Annotated in this window: 14 protein-coding genes and 2 pseudogenes; 7 read left to right on the top strand and 9 right to left on the bottom strand. The window is 71.9% G+C overall.

Translation table 11 applies throughout. The annotated features are described in order from the left end of the window. Positions 1-28: 28 nt before the first annotated feature. Both ASG96_RS16930 and ASG96_RS16935 read right to left on the bottom strand, forming a co-directional pair. Positions 29-1,849 (bottom strand): BCCT family transporter, encoded by a 1,821-nt coding sequence (locus ASG96_RS16930; protein ID WP_057588708.1) that lies wholly within the window; start codon positions 1,847-1,849, stop codon positions 29-31. A gap of 267 nt (positions 1,850-2,116) precedes the next feature. Beyond that, positions 2,117-3,517, bottom strand: a complete 1,401-nt coding sequence (locus tag ASG96_RS16935) for a cation:dicarboxylate symporter family transporter (RefSeq protein ID WP_057588709.1) — start codon at positions 3,515-3,517, stop codon at positions 2,117-2,119. Between the two features lie 122 nt (positions 3,518-3,639). On the opposite strand from ASG96_RS16935, the gene ASG96_RS16940 reads away from it, so the two are divergent. From ASG96_RS16940 to ASG96_RS24705, 5 genes are all read left to right on the top strand, one after another. After that, the gene (locus ASG96_RS16940) at positions 3,640-5,271 is read left to right on the top strand and encodes a sensor histidine kinase (protein WP_235509205.1); all 1,632 of its coding nucleotides are present in this window, start codon (positions 3,640-3,642) and stop codon (positions 5,269-5,271) included. Then, entirely contained in the window at positions 5,264-5,962 is a 699-nt protein-coding gene (locus tag ASG96_RS16945; protein ID WP_056754286.1) for a response regulator, read from the top strand. The genes ASG96_RS16940 and ASG96_RS16945 overlap by 8 nt, the downstream gene beginning before the upstream one ends. A gap of 103 nt (positions 5,963-6,065) precedes the next feature. Then, positions 6,066-6,908 (top strand): AraC family transcriptional regulator, encoded by an 843-nt coding sequence (locus tag ASG96_RS16950; RefSeq protein WP_057588711.1) that lies wholly within the window; start codon positions 6,066-6,068, stop codon positions 6,906-6,908. Positions 6,909-7,115: 207 nt separating this feature from the next. Further along, on the top strand, positions 7,116-7,830 hold a 715-nt coding region (locus ASG96_RS24275), incomplete at its 3' end, for a DUF222 domain-containing protein (protein WP_235509220.1). Between the two features lie 98 nt (positions 7,831-7,928). Next, positions 7,929-8,060 (top strand): HNH endonuclease signature motif containing protein (locus ASG96_RS24705; RefSeq protein WP_369813624.1); only part of this gene is annotated, 132 nt, incomplete at its 3' end. Between the two features lie 243 nt (positions 8,061-8,303). Here ASG96_RS24705 and ASG96_RS16960 read toward each other — a convergent pair. The 3 genes and pseudogenes from ASG96_RS16960 to ASG96_RS23360 all read right to left on the bottom strand — a co-directional run. Further along, positions 8,304-9,097, bottom strand: a pseudogene (locus tag ASG96_RS16960) (carboxyl transferase domain-containing protein); the annotation flags it as partial. Then, positions 9,097-10,272, bottom strand: coding sequence for a CaiB/BaiF CoA-transferase family protein (locus ASG96_RS16965; protein WP_057588713.1), 1,176 nt, complete (start codon positions 10,270-10,272; stop codon positions 9,097-9,099). The gene ASG96_RS16965 and the pseudogene ASG96_RS16960, both read right to left, overlap by 1 nt. Positions 10,273-10,276: 4 nt before the next feature. Further along, positions 10,277-10,432, bottom strand: coding sequence for a hypothetical protein (locus tag ASG96_RS23360; RefSeq protein WP_157610958.1), 156 nt, complete (start codon positions 10,430-10,432; stop codon positions 10,277-10,279). 58 nt (positions 10,433-10,490) lie between these two features. Between ASG96_RS23360 and ASG96_RS16970 the strand changes: the two genes are divergently transcribed. Further along, on the top strand, positions 10,491-11,189 hold the full coding sequence (locus ASG96_RS16970) for a FadR/GntR family transcriptional regulator (protein ID WP_057588714.1): 699 nt from the start codon (positions 10,491-10,493) through the stop codon (positions 11,187-11,189). Then, positions 11,186-11,947, top strand: coding sequence for a sulfite exporter TauE/SafE family protein (locus ASG96_RS16975; protein ID WP_057588715.1), 762 nt, complete (start codon positions 11,186-11,188; stop codon positions 11,945-11,947). The genes ASG96_RS16970 and ASG96_RS16975 overlap by 4 nt, the downstream gene beginning before the upstream one ends. A 165-nt stretch (positions 11,948-12,112) precedes the next feature. On the opposite strand, the gene ASG96_RS16980 is transcribed toward ASG96_RS16975, so the two are convergent. The 4 genes and pseudogenes from ASG96_RS16980 to bluB form a co-directional block, all read right to left on the bottom strand. Then, positions 12,113-12,628, bottom strand: a complete 516-nt coding sequence (locus ASG96_RS16980) for a gamma carbonic anhydrase family protein (protein ID WP_056751327.1) — start codon at positions 12,626-12,628, stop codon at positions 12,113-12,115. A 1-nt stretch (position 12,629) separates the two neighbouring features. Beyond that, positions 12,630-13,712 (bottom strand): peptide MFS transporter (locus ASG96_RS16985; protein WP_235509206.1); only part of this gene is annotated, 1,083 nt, incomplete at its 5' end. 1 nt (position 13,713) lies between these two features. Next, positions 13,714-14,174 (bottom strand): annotated as a pseudogene (locus ASG96_RS24280) (oligopeptide:H+ symporter); the annotation flags it as partial. A gap of 79 nt (positions 14,175-14,253) precedes the next feature. Then, on the bottom strand, positions 14,254-15,924 hold the full coding sequence (bluB, locus tag ASG96_RS16990) for a 5,6-dimethylbenzimidazole synthase (protein WP_056751322.1): 1,671 nt from the start codon (positions 15,922-15,924) through the stop codon (positions 14,254-14,256). Positions 15,925-15,935 lie beyond the last annotated feature (11 nt).

The following is a 15,935-nucleotide window of genomic DNA, read 5'->3' on the forward strand; positions in this document are numbered from 1 at the left end:
TGCCGGTGACGGTCTGACGCGACCTCGGTCAGAGGCGCATCGACGCGCCGACCTTCTCGGTCTGCTCGTCGACCGCGCCGCCCAGCCCGTCCTGCGCCGCGACGTCCTCGGCCACGACCGGGTCGGCGACGGGGTCGGTCTGGACCATCTCGCCGACGCCCTCGCCGGGCGCGGTCTCCTGCACCGTGAGCGAGAAGTCGTCACCGTGCTCGCTGACGCCCGCGACGACGGCGTGCTCGACGGCCGCGACGGCATACTGGCGCCGGACGACCTGCGGGTCGCGCGACAGGTCCTTCACGAGCGCGACGGCCAACCCGACCATGATCACGAGGAAGGGCAGGGCCGCGACGATCGTGACGTTCTGCAGGCCCGACAAGGCGTCCTCGCCGCCGATGAGCAGCATGGTCGCGGCGACGGCACCCGTGGCCGCGCCCCAGAAGACCACGGTCTTCTTCGACGGCTCGAGCGTGCCCTTCTCCGAGAGCGTGCCCATGACGATCGACGCGGCGTCGGCACCCGACACGAAGAAGATCGCGACGAGGAGCATGACGACGACCGCGGTCACGGTCGGCCAGGGAAGGTTGCCGAGCATCGCGAAGAGCGAGCCCTCGGGCGAGGCCTGCCCGGCGATGTCCTGGCCGTTCTGCTGCTGGTCGATGCCCGCGCCGCCGAAGATGGCGAACCAGATGAGCGAGACGACGGACGGCACGAGCAGCACGCCGGAGACGAACTGGCGGATCGTGCGGCCACGCGAGATGCGCGCGATGAACATGCCGACGAACGGCGTCCAGCTGACCCACCAGGCCCAGTAGAAGATCGTCCAGCCCGCGAGCCAGTCCTTCATGCCGTCGCCACCCGCGGCGTCGGTGCGGGCCGACATCATCGCGAGGTCCTTGAAGTAGGAGCCGATGGTCGTCGGCACGAGGTTGAGGATGAAGACCGTCGGGCCGACGACGAAGACGAAGAAGGCGAGAGCCAGGGCGAGCACCATGTTGATGTTCGAGAGCCACTGGATGCCCTTCTCGATGCCGGAGACGGCCGAGAGGATGAAGCAGACGGTCAGGACGGCGATGATGCCGATGAGCACGCCGTTGCCGACCGTGCCGATGCCGCCGACGATCTCGAGGCCGGAGCCGATCTGCAGGGCGCCGAGGCCGAGCGAGGTCGCGGAGCCGAAGAGCGTCGCGAAGATCGCGAAGATGTCGATGACGCGGCCGGCCGGGCCGTTCGCACGCTTCTCGCCGAAGAGCGGGGCGAAGGCCGAGCTGATGAGCAGCGAGCGGCCCTTGCGGAACACGCCGTACGCGACGGCGAGACCGACGACCCCGTAGATGGCCCACGGGTGCAGCGACCAGTGGAACATCGTCGTGGCCATCGCGGTCTGCACGGCCTCGGGGTTGCCCTTGGCACCGGTGCCGGGCGGCGGGGTCACGAGGTGGGTGAGCGGCTCGGTGACGCCGTAGAACATCAGGCCGATGCCCATGCCGGCGGAGAACATCATCGCCACCCACGACGACGTGCGGAACTCGGGGGCCTCGCCGTCACCGCCGAGGGGGATGTTGCCGTACTTGCTCGCGGCCAGCCAGATGACGAAGACGACGAAGCCGGAGGCGACGAGCGAGAAGAGCCAGCCGGTGTTGTGGACGACGAAGTCGAGGCCGGCGGTGGCGCTCGCGCTGAGGCTCTCGGTGTCGAGGGCGCCCCACAGCACGAACGCGATGGCGACAGCCGCCGCGACGCCGAAGACGACCGTGTCGACCCGGGAGGGTGCGGCCTCCTCGTGGTTCACGGGTGGCGGTTCGAGCGCCGGGTGCAGCGCGTCGTCGGGACTCTTGGTCAGTTCACTCATACGTCATGGACGGCACCCCGACGAGGTGCCGTCTGTCTCCTCACAGTTACGTGTCACAGATGTCTCGAAGAAGCGTCCACTGTGTCGAAGATGGGGGGACGAGCGCAAAGCGAGCGCGGTCCAGGGACGTGGCAGACGGCATACGCAAGCGGGAATCCCTATGTGTGCCAAAGGTTCCCGAAGTGCCCTACGCGCAGGAGTGACATGGGCCACGACCACGGAGAAGGGCCGCGAACCCGGCAGGTTCGCGGCCCTTCGACGGTCGTGTCAGCGACTGGCGCCGACGAGCTCGGGCTCGTGACTGCGTGCGTCCGGGACCTGGTCGTCCAGGACCTCGTCGTCGTGGTCGAGCATGCTCGCCTCGTCGAAGCGGTCCTGGCCGGAGAGGACGCGCGACGCCTTGTCGCGGTCGATCTCGCCCACCCAGGTGCCGATGAGGACGGTCGCGATGGCGTTGCCGGCGAAGTTCGTCAGCGCGCGGGCCTCGCTCATGAGGCGGTCGATGCCGACGATGAAGCCGACGCCGGGCACGAGGTCGGGGCGGTGCGACTGGAGGCCACCGGCGAGGGTCGCCAGACCGGCGCCGCTGACGCCCGCAGCGCCCTTGCTCGCGATGATCATGAAGACGAGGAGCGAGATCTGCTCGCCGATGCTGAACGGCTTGTCCATGGCCTCGGCGATGAAGAGGCTCGCCATCGTCAGGTAGATCGCGGTGCCGTCGAGGTTGAAGGAGTAGCCGGTCGGCACGGTGATGCCGACGACCGGGCGGGAGACGCCGAGGTGCTCCATCTTGGCGATGAGGCGCGGCAGGGCCGACTCCGACGACGACGTCGACAGGATGAGGAGGAACTCGCGGCCGAGGTAGCGGAAGAGCGAGAAGACGTTCATCCCCGTGACGACCTTGAGGATGCTGCCGAGGAAGGCGAAGACGAAGATCGCGCACGTCGCGTAGAAGGCGACCATGAGCAGGCCCAGGCTCTTGAGCGAGCCGATGCCGGTGGCACCGACGAGGGCGGCCATCGCGCCGAACGCGCCGATCGGGGCGGCCCACATGATCATCGCCATGAGGCGGAAGACGAGGCGCTCGAGGTACTTGATGGCATGGAGGATCGGCTCACCGGTCTTGCCCATCTGCTGGAGCGCGAAGCCGACGAGGAGCGCGATGAGCAGTGCCTGGAGCACCGAGCCCGACGTCAGCGCGGAGACCAGCGTGTCGGGGATGAGGCCGAGGAGGAAGTCGACCGTGCCCTCCGACTCGGCGGCGATCTGCGACTGCCCGGACTCCGCGACCGCGGCCGTCAGGTTGAGGCTGTCGCCCGGCTTGATGATGTTGCCGACGACGAGGCCGATCGCGAGGGCCACCGTCGACATCGTGATGAAGTAGCCGAGGGCGAGACCGCCGACCTTGCCGACCTGGGCGGCCTTCCGGACCGAGCCGATGCCGAGGACGATGGTGCAGAAGATGATCGGCGTGATCATCATCTTGATGAGGTTGACGAAGCCGGTGCCGAGGGGCTTGAGGCTCTTGCCCACCTCGGGGAAGGCCCATCCCACGAGGATGCCCGCCACCATGGCGACGATGACGGCGATGTAGAGGAAATGGGTGCGGTCGCGCTTGGGTGCCGAGCCCGGCTGGGCGTCGACGGCGCTGTCGGCGGTGGAACTCACGGTGACCTCCGTTGGCTGGGTCCCACGCTGGGCGCGGGACCGGTGAATGTGACGAGGCTGCCGTGGCCAGTGACTAGGGTCACCTTTGTGTTCATTGAGTTCTCGCGGCCCGAGGTATGCCGTTGAGCTCGCTCTCGTCGACCGCCACCCGGGTGCTCGGTGCACCCGGTCGCTGGAGCGTCGCGGGGCAGACCTTCGCGCTGCAGGTGCTCATCGCCGTGCTCGTCGTCGCCGCCGGGCTCGCCGGGGTGTACGGCCAGGCGCAGCGGGCCGGTGACCAGGAGGCCATCGCCCGCGCCCTCGCGGTGGCCGAGACGATGGCCGCGACGCCCGACGTCGTCGCCGGCGTGCAGGGTCCCGACCCGTCGGCCGCGCTCCAGCCCTACGCCGAGCGCGTGCGGGTCGAGTCGGGCACCGATTTCGTCGTCGTCATGAGCCGCGACGCGATCCGCTACACCCATCCCGACCCGACCCAGATCGGGAAGACGTTCCTCGGCCACACGGAGGCGGCGCTCGCGGGCGGGGTCGTCGAGGAGGACTACACCGGCACCCTCGGGCCGTCGTCGCGGGTCGTGGTCCCCGTGACCGACCAGGGCACGGTCGTGGCGCTCGTCTCCGTCGGCATCCGCAAGTCGGCGGTCGGCGAGCGGGTGCGCGCCCAGCTGCCGGGGCTGCTGCTCGCGGGACTCGTGGCGGCGCTGCTGTCGGGGCTCGGGACGGGTCTGGTGTCCCGCCGCATCCGACGACAGACGCACGGCCTCGGCGAGCAGCAGCTGCGCGAGATGTACGAGTACTACGACGCCGTCCTCCACGCCGTCACCGAGGGCCTCATCATCACCGATCTCGACGGCCGGCTCCGGCTCGCGAACGACGAGGCGACCCGGCTCCTCGCCCTGCCCGCCGACGCCGTGGGTCGACCGGTCGCCGAGCTGGGACTGACGCCGGCCCTGACGGCCGCGCTCACCGACGACGCCGCCCACGAGGACGAGCTGCACGTGACGTCGGCCCGGGTGCTCGTGCTCAACCGCGGCCCGGCGCGCTGGCAGGGGCGCCTGCTCGGCCACGTCGCGACCCTGCGCGACCGCACCGATCTCGAGGCCCTGACGGGCGAGCTCGACTCGGCCCGCGGCCTCACCGAGGCGCTCCGGTCGCAGGCGCACGAGTCGGCCAACCGGCTCCACACCATCGTCAGCCTCATCGAGCTCGGGCACACCGACCGCGCGCTGGACTTCGCCACGGACGAGCTGCAGGTCTCGCAGCTGCTCACCGACCGCGTCGTCGGCTCGGTCGACGAGCCGGCGCTCACGGCGCTGCTGCTCGGCAAGGCGGCCGAGGCGCACGAGCGCGGCATCGCCTTCGAGATCGAGCCGGGGGCGCACTGGCCGCGCGACGTCGCGCCCACCCGGGACGTCGTGACCATCGCGGGCAACCTCATCGACAACGCCCTCGATGCCGTGGCCGGCGAGCCCGGGACCCCCCGGCCGGAGCGGCACGTGCGCTTCGACTCCCGGGTCGAGGACGCGTATGCCGTCCTCGAGGTCTCCGACGACGGGCCGGGCCTGCCGCCGGGCGCGGTCGACGACGCCTTCCGGCGCGGCTGGTCGACGAAGGAGCAGGGCAGCGCCGGGCGCCGCGGCATCGGGCTGGCCCTCGTGGGGCAGACCGTCGACCGGCTCGGGGGGACGCTCGAGGTGTCGGGTCCGCCGGGTGCGACGTTCACGGTGCGGCTGCCGGCGGGTGGTGGCGATGACTGAGCCACCGGTGTCCGCGGTGCTGCGGGTCCTCGTCGTCGAGGACGAGCCGATCGCGGCCGAGGCCCACACGGCATACGTCGGCCGCGTCGACGGCTTCGAGGTCGTCGCGACCGTGGGCACGTCCCAGGCGGCGCTGAAGACCTTGCAGGACAAGGAGATCGACGTCGTCCTGCTCGACATGAACCTCCCCGACCGGCACGGTCTCGACGTCGTGCGCGCCATGCGTGCCGCCGGCCACCGCGCCGACGTCATCGCGGTCACGTCGGCGCGGGACCTCGACGTCGTCCGCGCCGCCGTGTCGCTCGGGATCGTGCAGTACCTCCTCAAGCCCTTCGTCTTCGCGACGCTGCGCGAGCGGCTGCTCGCCTACCGCGCCTACCGCGACCAGGTGACGAGCGGCGCCGAGATCGGCACGCAGGCCGAGGTCGACGAGGTCTTCGCCGGCGCGCGCGTGGCGACCGAGGCGCGGCTGCCCAAGGGGATGGGCGAGGAGCTGCTCGCTCGCGTCTCACGCCTGTTGCGCGACGCCGACACGGGCCGCTCGGCGACCGAGCTCGGAGAGGAGCTCGGCGTCAGCCGGGTCACCGCGCGCCGCTACGCCGAGTACCTCTGTGAGACCAGGGTCGCCGTGCGACGGTCGAGGTATGCCGGCGCGGGACGTCCCGAGGTCGAGTACCTCTGGGCGCGTTGACCGCTCAGGCCCTCGCGGGCGTCCGACGGCTGAGGGGGTGGTCGAGGTCATGGGGGGTCACGCCAGGAAGCCCGCCGTCGGTGGGTCTTGGTACTTTCCCCTCGTGACGACGTCCACCGGCGCAGGACGGACGGCGGCCCGCGACGACATCGAGCGGGCCCACCTCGTCGACCCCACCGACCACACGTGGTCGATCGCCCGCGCCTCCGTCTCCCCGGACCTCACCGACCTCGCCCGCCGGTTCTGGATCCCGGTGTGGGACGTGCCGGAAGGACGCGACTCGGTGCAGCGGGTGCTGCAGTACCCCGTGTGCCTCGTCGTCGTCTCCGACACCTACGCCCGTTTCTACGGGGTCGTGTCCGGCCTCTCGCACACCATGCTCACCGGGCGCGGCTGGGCGGTCGGTCTCATGCTCCAGCCCGCAGCCGGACACCTCCTGACCGGTGAGCCCGTGCGCCGGATGACCGACCGCTACGTCGACCTGTCGACGGTGACGACGATCGACGGCCCGGGCCTCACCAGGCGCGTGCGGTCGCTGATGCGGCCCGACCCGAGGTCGCCCGCGGCGCACGCGGACGCACGCGAGGTCGTCGAGGACGCCCTGCGGCCGCTGCTGCCCGTCGACGACGAGGGCCTCATCGTCAACGCCATCATCGAGGACGTCGAGACCTCGCCCGAGCTGCTGCGTGTCGACGACCTGTGCGCTCGCTTCGACATCAACGAGCGCACCCTGCAACGCCTGCTGCACAAGCGGATCGGGCTCGGACCCAAGTGGCTCATCCGTCGTCGCCGGCTCCAGGAGGCGGCGGACCGTCTGCGCGACTCCGAGGCCGAGCTGGCCGGCATCGCGGTCGACCTGGGCTACGCCGACCAGGCGCACTTCACCCGTGACTTCCGCAAGGCGACAGGCATGACGCCGGGCGAGTTCGCCGCCCGCTTCCGCTGACGGTTCGCTACGAGTTGTGTTGCGGGACAGTGGATTTCGTGTGGACAAGTCTTGTCGTGTCGTTCGAACACCTGTACGATAGAGGGTATGGAGCAGAGCCGGACCGCGCAGCAGATCGAGCAGGACTGGGAGCACGTCGCGTCCCNCACCGTCCTGTCGGAGGGGTCGTGGCAGGCCGGCGGTCTGCGCTCACCCGAGCACTGGCTGATGCTGCGCGCGGGACTGTCCCGGGGCCAGGCGGGCGCGGTGATCCTGCTCGCCCGCCGCGCCCGGGAGCTGCCCGCCACGGCCGCCGCGCTGCGGGAGGGGCGGATCAGCCTGGACCAGGCCGCGGTCGTGGCCCGGCACACCCCCGCCGCGTTCGACGCGACGGCCGCCGAGTTCGCGCAGCACGCGACCGTCACCCAGCTGCAACGCTCCGTCACCCGCTACGACTTCACCCTCCAACCCGACGAAGGGTCCGAGGAGGACACCGCGTCCACCACCGGGGTGAAGGCCACGCCGGTCGAGCCGGCCCGCCTGACGATGGGGACGGACGCCGAGGGGCGGTTCCGGCTGCGTTATGACGCGCCCGCCGAGGTCGGCGCCCTCATCGAGTCAGCGTTGGCGGAGGCGAAGGACCACCTCTTCCACACCCTCACCAGCGGTGACGACACCGACGGCGGCGGCCAGACCGACCGGCAGCTGCTCAACGGGGACGTGCTGCACCCGACCTGGACCGAGACCGACGGCGGCCGGCCCCGCATCACCTGGGCCGACGCCCTGACCGTGCTCGCCACCCGCTCCCTCGACGCCGCCACCACCACCACGACCGGCAGTCACGGTGCCGGTGGTTCGGGTGGGGCCGCGCGGCGGGCCCGATACAGGGTGCAGGTCCACCTCGACACCGACGGCGGCTGGCTCACCGGCCGACCCCGCCTCCNNAGCCAACGCGTCGTCCCGCACCGCACCCGGGTCCTGGTCCTCGACCGGGACCGCGGCTGCCGGTTCCCCGGCTGCGGGAGCACCCGAAACCTCGAGATCCACCACCTCCAGCACTGGCGCGACGGTGGACCCACCGACACCACCAACCTCCTGGGCCTGTGCCCCTTCCACCACGACGGCCACCACCGCGGCGAGTTCACCATCACCGGCGACCCCACCCGACCCGACNGACCTTCCACACCGACACCGGCCTGCTCATCGGCCCACCCCATCGACCACCAACCCCGCACCCACCACACCTCACCCCGGCCCCCGACCCCAACCCAGACCCCGACGTCGACCAGAAACAGCCAGACCGACACAGACCACCAGCCAGACTCGGACGGCGCTACCCCGCCCCCAGCGGCGCACCCCTGCACCTGCACCTCGTCGACCTCACCCCGACCTGAGCACTCAGTCCGCTGGCGCTTAGCGGAGCAGCTCCCTCACGCCGGCCCGGTCGGGGCGACGCGTCACCTCGATGGACTCCCACGCGGACAGGTGCCGGCTCGGCTCACCCGCGCGGTGGTCGAGGCGCGGCAGCGTCGGACCGTCGACGAGGACGCCGAGCGCGCGGTCGACGAGCATCGGCAGGTCCTCGGCCGCCACGACGGCGTCGAGCACCCCCTTGGCGGCGAGGTTCTCGGCCGTCTGCACGCCGGACGGGAAGGGCTCGCCGTTGAGCGCCTCGTAGACCTTGGGACCGAGGAAGCCGACGAGGGCGCCGGGCTCGGCGACGGTCACGTGCCCGAGGGACCCCCACGACGCGTACACGCCCCCGGTCGTCGGGTGGCGCAGGTGCACGAGATAGGGCAACCGGGCTGCCGGTGGGCCATGAGCGCCCGTGAGATCTCGACCATCTCGATGAACGCGGGCGTCCCCTCCTGCATGCGCGTGCCGCCCGACGCGGTGAAGGCGAGGACGGGCAGGCCCTCCGCGGTGGCCCGCCTGACGGCAGCCGTGATGCGCTCGGCCGCGGCGCGTCCGATCGATCCGGCGAGGAAGCGGAACTCGTTGACGACGACGGCCACGGGCCGACCACGTACGAGGCCGCGCCTGGTCAGCACGGACTCATCGGTGCCGGCCCTGGCGGCCGCCGCCTCGAGCTGCCGGCGGTAGTCCTCGGGCTGGCCACTGATGTCGATCGGCTCGTCCCACGACTCGAAGGAGCCGGCGTCGAGCACGAGGTCGAGCAGCTCGCGCGCGGTCCACGGTCGGCGCGGCATCACTCCTCCTTCAGCCAGGCGCGGATCGCCGCGCCGTCCTCGTCGAGGGTGGGCGGTGCGTCGTGGTGGCGGCGGGTCACCTCGGTGCCGTCGCCGTCGAAGAAGCGCAGGGGCGGCCCGGGCAGTGTCAGCGGTCCGAGCGTCGGGTGATCGACCTCGACGAGCAGGCCCTGGCTCGCGGTCTGGTCCCACGCATACACCTCGTCGAGGCTGCGCACCTTGCCCGCCGGCACGCCGACCTCGGCGAGCCGGGCCAGCAACGGCTCGGCGTCCCAGTCGGCGAAGGCCGCCTCGACGACCTCGATGACCCGCTCGCGCTCGGCGACGCGTTCGGCGTTCGTCGCGAGCCCCTCGGCCGCCGGGTCGAGCCCGAAGGCCGCGCACAGCCGCTGCCACAGCCCCTCGCTGCCGACGGCGATCTGCACGGAGCCGTCGCGGCAGTGGAAGAGCCCGTAGGGGCTGATCGACGGGTGGTGGTTGCCGGCCGAGCGGCCCACCTCCCCGGCCACCGTCCACCGGGTGCCCTGGAAGGCGTGCACGCCGACGACCGCTGCCAGCAGCGAGGTGCGCACGACGGTGCCCTTGCCGGTGCGGTGCCGCTCGTTGAGGGCCGCGACGACGCCGTAGGCGCCGTACATCCCGGAGAGCAGGTCGGCGATCGGGACCCCGACGCGCTGCGGGTCGTCGGGCCCGGAGCCGGTGAGCGACATGACCCCGGCCTCGCCCTGGGCGATCTGGTCATAGCCGGCGCGGCCGCCCTCGGGGCCGTCGTGGCCGAAGCCGGTGATCGAGAGCACGACGAGCCGCGGGTTGCGCTCCATGAGCGAGTCGATGCCCAGGCCGAGCCGCTCGAGCACGCCGGTGCGGAAGTTCTCGACGAGCACGTCGGCCCGGTCGACGAGCGCGAGCAGGACGTCGCGGTCCGTCTCGTCCTTGAGGTCGAGGGTGATCGACTCCTTGTTGCGGTTGGCCGACAGGAAGTACGTCGACTCGCGTCGACCCTCCTCGCCGACGAAGGGCGGACCCCAGCCACGGGTGTCGTCCCCGCGTCCGGGGGCCTCGACCTTGATGACGCGTGCGCCCTGGTCGGCGAGCATCATCGTGGCGTGCGGACCCGCGAGGGCGCGCGAGAGGTCGACGACGAGGATGTCGGAGAGGGGGCCGAGAGCGGTCATTCGTTCACCATCCGGGGAGGATCGGGGCGGCCCACACGAGCAACGGGCCGGCGATGACCACGTTGACGCTGTAGGTGAGGATCTGTTTGTAGTACACCGGTTCGCTGGTGGTGTCGGGCCGGTTCGCCTGCATGAGGAACGCCGTGGTGACGAGGCTCATGGCTGGCTCAGTGGCCTAGCCAATAGGTCAATTGTCCAACTGTCAATAGAGTGACCCCATGTCGACATCGGGGCTGCCGCGCCTCACGAGGACCCGGCTCTACGAACAGGTGGCCGAGCAGATCACGTCGTGGATCGACTCGAACGGTCTCACGACGGGCGACCGGCTGCCCCCCGAGCGCGAGCTCGCGCAGCGCCTCGGCGTCAGCCGCGCCACCCTGAGCCAGGCCCTCGTCGCCCTCGAGGTGATCGGCGTCGTGACGGTCCGGCACGGCGACGGCACCGTTCTGTCCGACGCCCCCGGCCCGCGCCGGATCGTCGAGGCGATCCACGCCCACGCCCACCGGCTCCCCGAGATCATCGACACCCGCGACGCCCTCGAGACGAAGATCGCGGCACTCGCGGCGGCCCGCCGCACCGCCGACGACCTCGCCCGCATCGACGAGGCTCTGGCCGAGATGGCCCGCGACATCGAGGCCGGTGGGCGCGGTGTCGAGGGCGACGAGCGCTTCCACGGCGCCGTGACCGCAGCCGCCCACTCGCTCCTGCTCGCCCGCCTCATGGACGAGATCCGCGACCTCGTCCGCGAGACGCGCATCGAGTCGCTCTCCCAGCCCGGCCGGCCGGCCGACTCCCTCGTCGGGCACCAGGCCATCGCCGACGCCATCCGCGCCTGCGACCCCGAGGCAGCCGCGGCCGCGATGCACGCCCACGTCGTCATGGTCAGCGACGTGGCGCTGCTGCGAGACGGGTCGTGACGTCCCTCCAGATGCTCGCGGTGCTCGGGGCGGGTCTCGGCGCCGGCATCCTCACGACGACGGTCGGGGTCGCCTCGCTCCTCAGCTTCCCGGTCCTGCTCGCCGTGGGGCTCCCACCCGTCGTCGCCAACGCGTCCAACACCGTCGGGCTCGTCCCCGCGGGCGTCAGCGGGTCGTTCGGCTACCGGGCCGAGCTGCGCGAGCACCCACGCATCACGTGGACCGTCGTCGCCACGTGCGCGGTCGGTTCGGTCGGCGGCGCGGTCCTCCTGCTCGCCCTGCCGTCGAGCGTCTTTGAGGCCGTCGCCCCGTGGCTGATCCTCTTCACCTGCCTGCTCGTCGGCGTGCAGCCCTGGGTCGCGCGCCGCCTACGCGCCCGCGGCGGCAAGGACCTCGGTCCGCGCACCCGGATGGGACCGGTGACGACCTTCTTCGCGCTGCTGACGGGCGTGTACGGCGGCTACTTCGGGGCGGGCTCCGGCGTCATGATGGTCGCCGTCCTCGGGCTCGGGCTCGACATCGACCTGCGCGTCGTCAACGCCCTCAAGACCCTTGCGATCTTCGCCGGCAACGTCGTCGCCGGCATCATCTTCGTCGCCGTCGCCGACCTCGACTGGCAGGCCATCGGGCTGCTCGCGGCAGGGTCGGTCGTCGGCGGCTACGTCGGAGCCCGCATCGGCCGCCGCCTTCCGCCGACGCTCTTCCGGGTGCTCGTCGTCGTCGCCGGCGTCGTCGCCGCGGTCCTGCTGCTCCGCTGACCCGCCGTTCGAGGTGATCCCGGCACCGACATCGCTCACGACATCACCTCGAACCAGCGGAGGGTTCGGCTCGTTCGAGGTGATCCCGGCACCGACATCGCTCACGACATCACCTCGAACCAGCGGAGGGTATGCCGTGTGGCCGGCCGCCGCGCGTGCGCGTGCTCAGGCGCTGGTGGCCGCACGGTGGCGGCGGGCCAGCTCGACGTAGATCTCGGCATTGGCGCGGATGCGCGCAAGGCCGGGGTCGTCGATCTCGCGGCGGACCCTCCCGGGCACCCCGGCGACGAGGGACCGGGGCGGGATGACCGCCCCCTCGGGCACGACGGCGCCCGCGGCGATGAGGCTGCCCGCGCCGATGTGGGCGCCGTTGAGCACGACCGACCCCATGCCGACGAGGCAGTCGTCCTCGATGGTGCAGCCGTGGAGCACGGCGCGGTGGCCGACCGAGACGCCGGCACCGATGCTCGTCGGGTGCCCGGCGTCGGTGTGCACGACGACGCCGTCCTGCAGGTTGCTGCGCTCGCCGAGCACGATGGGGTCGACATCGGCGCGGAGCACGGCGGTGTACCAGACGCTCGAGCCCGCCCGGAGGTCGACGGCCCCGACGAGGTCGGCGCTGGGCGCCACCCAGGCGGTCTCGTGGACCGCCGGGGTGACGCCGTCGAGGGTGACGATCACGTCAGTGCACCGCGACGCGGTCGACGCTGTCGACCCGGTCGGTGGCGTGCAGCTCGGCCGTGGCCATCTTGCGCCGGATCCACGGCACGAGCGCGAGGAGCACCCCGGCGACGACGAGCGTGATGACACCGTTGACGAGGTAGTACGCCGCGTCGCTCAGGCCTCCCATCGCCTGGATGAGCTGGGCGGCGATGGCCTGGCCGGCGGCGCTGCCGAGGAACCAGAGCGCCATCGCCTGGCTGGCGAAGGCGCGCGGCGCGAGACGGGTCGTGGCCGACAGGCCCACCGGCGAGAGGCAGAGCTCGGCGACCGTCTGCATGACGAAGACGCCGCCGAGGATGTAGACCGGCGCGGTGTTGTCCTGGAACGTGGCGAACGCCCACGACATGGCGAGGGCCGACAGGCCGATGATCGCGACACCGAGGACGAACTTCATCGGCGTCGACGGCGAGCGGCCGGCGCGCTTGGTCCAGATCCAGCCGAAGAGCGGTGCGAGCAGGACGATGGCGAGCGGGTTGATCGACTGGAACCACTCGGGGTTGATGCTGATGCCCGCCGTCTCCGTGACCGTGTTCTCGGAGGCGAAGATCGCCATCTTGCCGGCGGCCTGCTCGAAGATCATCCAGAAGAGCATCGCGCCGATCCACAGGGGGACGTAGGCGGCGAGGTGCGACTTCTCCTCGCGCTCGACCTTGGGGCTGCGGAACATCATCGTGAAGTAGGCGATCGGCGTCAGTACGGCGATGATCGAGATCGCGTCGATGACCTGGTCGAGCACCGTGTCGCGCCACAGGCCGGCGATGACGACGATGACCGTGAAGGCGACGACGGCACCGACGGCGAGGGCGGAGACGCGGCCGCGCTCCTCGGGCGAGAGCGGGTTGGGCACGTCGTCGACGGCGGGGCCGAGGGCCTTGCGGCCGAGGACGAACCACACGATGGCGATGGCCATGCCGACCGCCGCGGCCGAGAAGCCGACGTGGTAGCCATAGTGCTCACGCAGCCAGCCGACGACGAGCGGCGAGAAGAACGAGCCGATGTTGATCGACATGTAGAAGATCGAGAAGCCGCCGTCACGGCGGGGNTCGGGCTTGTAGAGCGTGCCGACCATCGCGGAGACGTTGGGCTTGAGCAGGCCGGTGCCGAGCGCGACGAGGGCGATCCCGAGCCAGGCGGTCGCCGCCGCCGGGATCGCGAGGCAGACGTGGCCGGCCATGATGACGATGGCGCCGTAGAGGGTCGAGCGCCGGGCGCCGAAGAGACGGTCCGCGGTGAAGCCGCCGATGATCGACAGGAGGTAGACGGACGCGCCGTAGATCGCGACGACGGCCGTGCCGGTCGTCTCGTCGATGCCGAGGCCGCCGTTGGCCACGGTGTCGATGAGGAAGTAGAGCAGGATGGCGCGCATCCCGTAGTAGGAGAAGCGCTCCCACAGCTCGACGAAGAAGAGGGTCGACAGCCCCTTGGGGTGCCCGAGGAAGGCTCGGTCGTCGGCGCTGGAGCGCGACTCGGGAGTCGGTGGTCGGTCCTGGGTCTGTGTGGTCATGCGGATTCTCCCAGCCCCTCGTGAGGGCAGTTCGACGGTTGGACAACCACCCCAAACTAGGCGGGTCCCGCCGTCGGACTCAAACCGTGGAGGTGCGCGCGACGCCTGCTCGCAGGGCCAGTGCGTCCTTGACGAGGCCGGTCGCGAGGGCCGCGCCGACGCCCTCACCCGCACGGATCCGCAGGTCGAGGAGGGGCTCGAGACCGAGCTCGCGCAGCACGAGGGCGTGGGCCTTCTCACGTGAGCGTTGGCCGGCGACGAGGTGCGCCGCGACCGCCGGTTCGAGGCGCACGGCGGCGAGCGCGCACACCGCCGTCGCGAGCCCGTCGAGCACCACGACACCACCGGACTCGGCCACGCCGAGCGTGATGCCGGTGAGGACGGCGAGCTCCCCGCCACCGAGGCGACGGACGGCCTCGTCGGGGCCGACGCGCCCGACCCGGGCGAGCGCCCGCGTCACGACGTCGCGCTTGCGGTCGACCATCGCGGTGTCGGCGGACGACCCGCGGCCGACGACCTCGTCGGCGGGCACGTCGAGCAGCGCCCCAGCCAGGGCGGCCGCCACCGTCGTGTTGCCGACACCGACCTCGCCGAGGGCGACGGGCCCGGCGCTCGCCAGCGCGCGACCGCGGTCGCGCCCGAGCCCCAGCAGGGCGGCATACGTCGTCTTGTCGAGTGCGTCTGTAGCGACGAGATCGCCTCTGCGGCAACCGATCCCGGCATCGACGAGCTCGACGTCCATACCTGCGGCGCGGGCCGCGACAGCGCCCATCGACGTCCCCTCGCGCGTGGCCCGGGCCACGTCGGCGGTGACCGACGGGTCGAAGGCCGAGATGTCGTATGCCGTCACGGCGTGGTCCGCGGCCGCGACGACGAGGGTGCCCCGACCGTCCACCGCGGCCAGCGCGGTGATGCGGTCGAGGACGGTGTCGAGGACGCCGAGCGAGCCCGGGACGGTGAGGAGGTCGTCGGAGCGGTCGCGCGCGGCGACCACGTCGGCCGGCTCGGGCGCCCGCAGGTGCGAGGTCGGGGCGTCGCGCTCGGTCCAGCGCTCGCGCATGACGACCTCGTCGAGCGGGAGCCGCTTGCTCCACCCGGCGCGCTCGAGCCCGGGCTCGGGCGGCCGCTCGTCGGGCCAGCCCAGGCAGAGCCAACCGAGCGTCTCCACACCTTCGGGCAGGCCGAGCAGGTCGGCGAGCTCGGCCGGCTCGAAGAGCGTCACCCAGCCGAGGCCGAGGCCGTGGGCGCGGGCCGTCAGCCACATGTTCTCGATCGCGGCGGCGCACGACCAGAGGTCGGCGTCGGGGAAGGTCGCGCGACCGAGCACCCCCGCGGCCGGGGTGCGGCGGTCGCACGCGACGACGACGCCGACCGGCGCCTCGCGGATGCCCTCGAGGCGCAGGTCGAGCAGGCCACGGGCCGACTCCTCCGCCATCCCGGCTGCCTGGCGCAGCCGGCACCGGTCGGCCATGAGGGCAGCGGTGTCGCGGGTCGCGGCCTCGGTGACGACGACGAAGCGCCACGGTTGGCTGTGCCCGACCGACGGGCCGCGGTGGCCGGCCGTCAGCACCGCCGTGAGCACGTCGTCGGGCACGGGGTCGGGGCGGAAACGGCGGATGTCGCGCCGCGCACCGACGACCCGCTCGAGCGAGGCGAGGTCGTCGCGCAGGGCCCAGGCGTCGGGCGCCTGAGCCCGCTCGGCGGCCGACGACGGGTCGCCGATCGTCGGGACGGGCCTGCGGTAGCTCACGGTGGCGACTC

The organism is Terrabacter sp. Soil810 (genome assembly GCF_001429645.1).
GTDB lineage: Bacteria > Actinomycetota > Actinomycetes > Actinomycetales > Dermatophilaceae > Terrabacter.

Coding starts and splice junctions, on each gene's coding strand:
- ASG96_RS16930 (WP_057588708.1), bottom strand. CDS start 1,849: ATGAGTGAACTGACCAAGAGTCCCGACGACGCGCTGCACCCGGCGCTC.
- ASG96_RS16945 (WP_056754286.1), top strand. CDS start 5,264: ATGACTGAGCCACCGGTGTCCGCGGTGCTGCGGGTCCTCGTCGTCGAG.
- ASG96_RS16965 (WP_057588713.1), bottom strand. CDS start 10,272: ATGACCGCTCTCGGCCCCCTCTCCGACATCCTCGTCGTCGACCTCTCG.
- ASG96_RS23360 (WP_157610958.1), bottom strand. CDS start 10,432: ATGAGCCTCGTCACCACGGCGTTCCTCATGCAGGCGAACCGGCCCGAC.
- ASG96_RS16970 (WP_057588714.1), top strand. CDS start 10,491: ATGTCGACATCGGGGCTGCCGCGCCTCACGAGGACCCGGCTCTACGAA.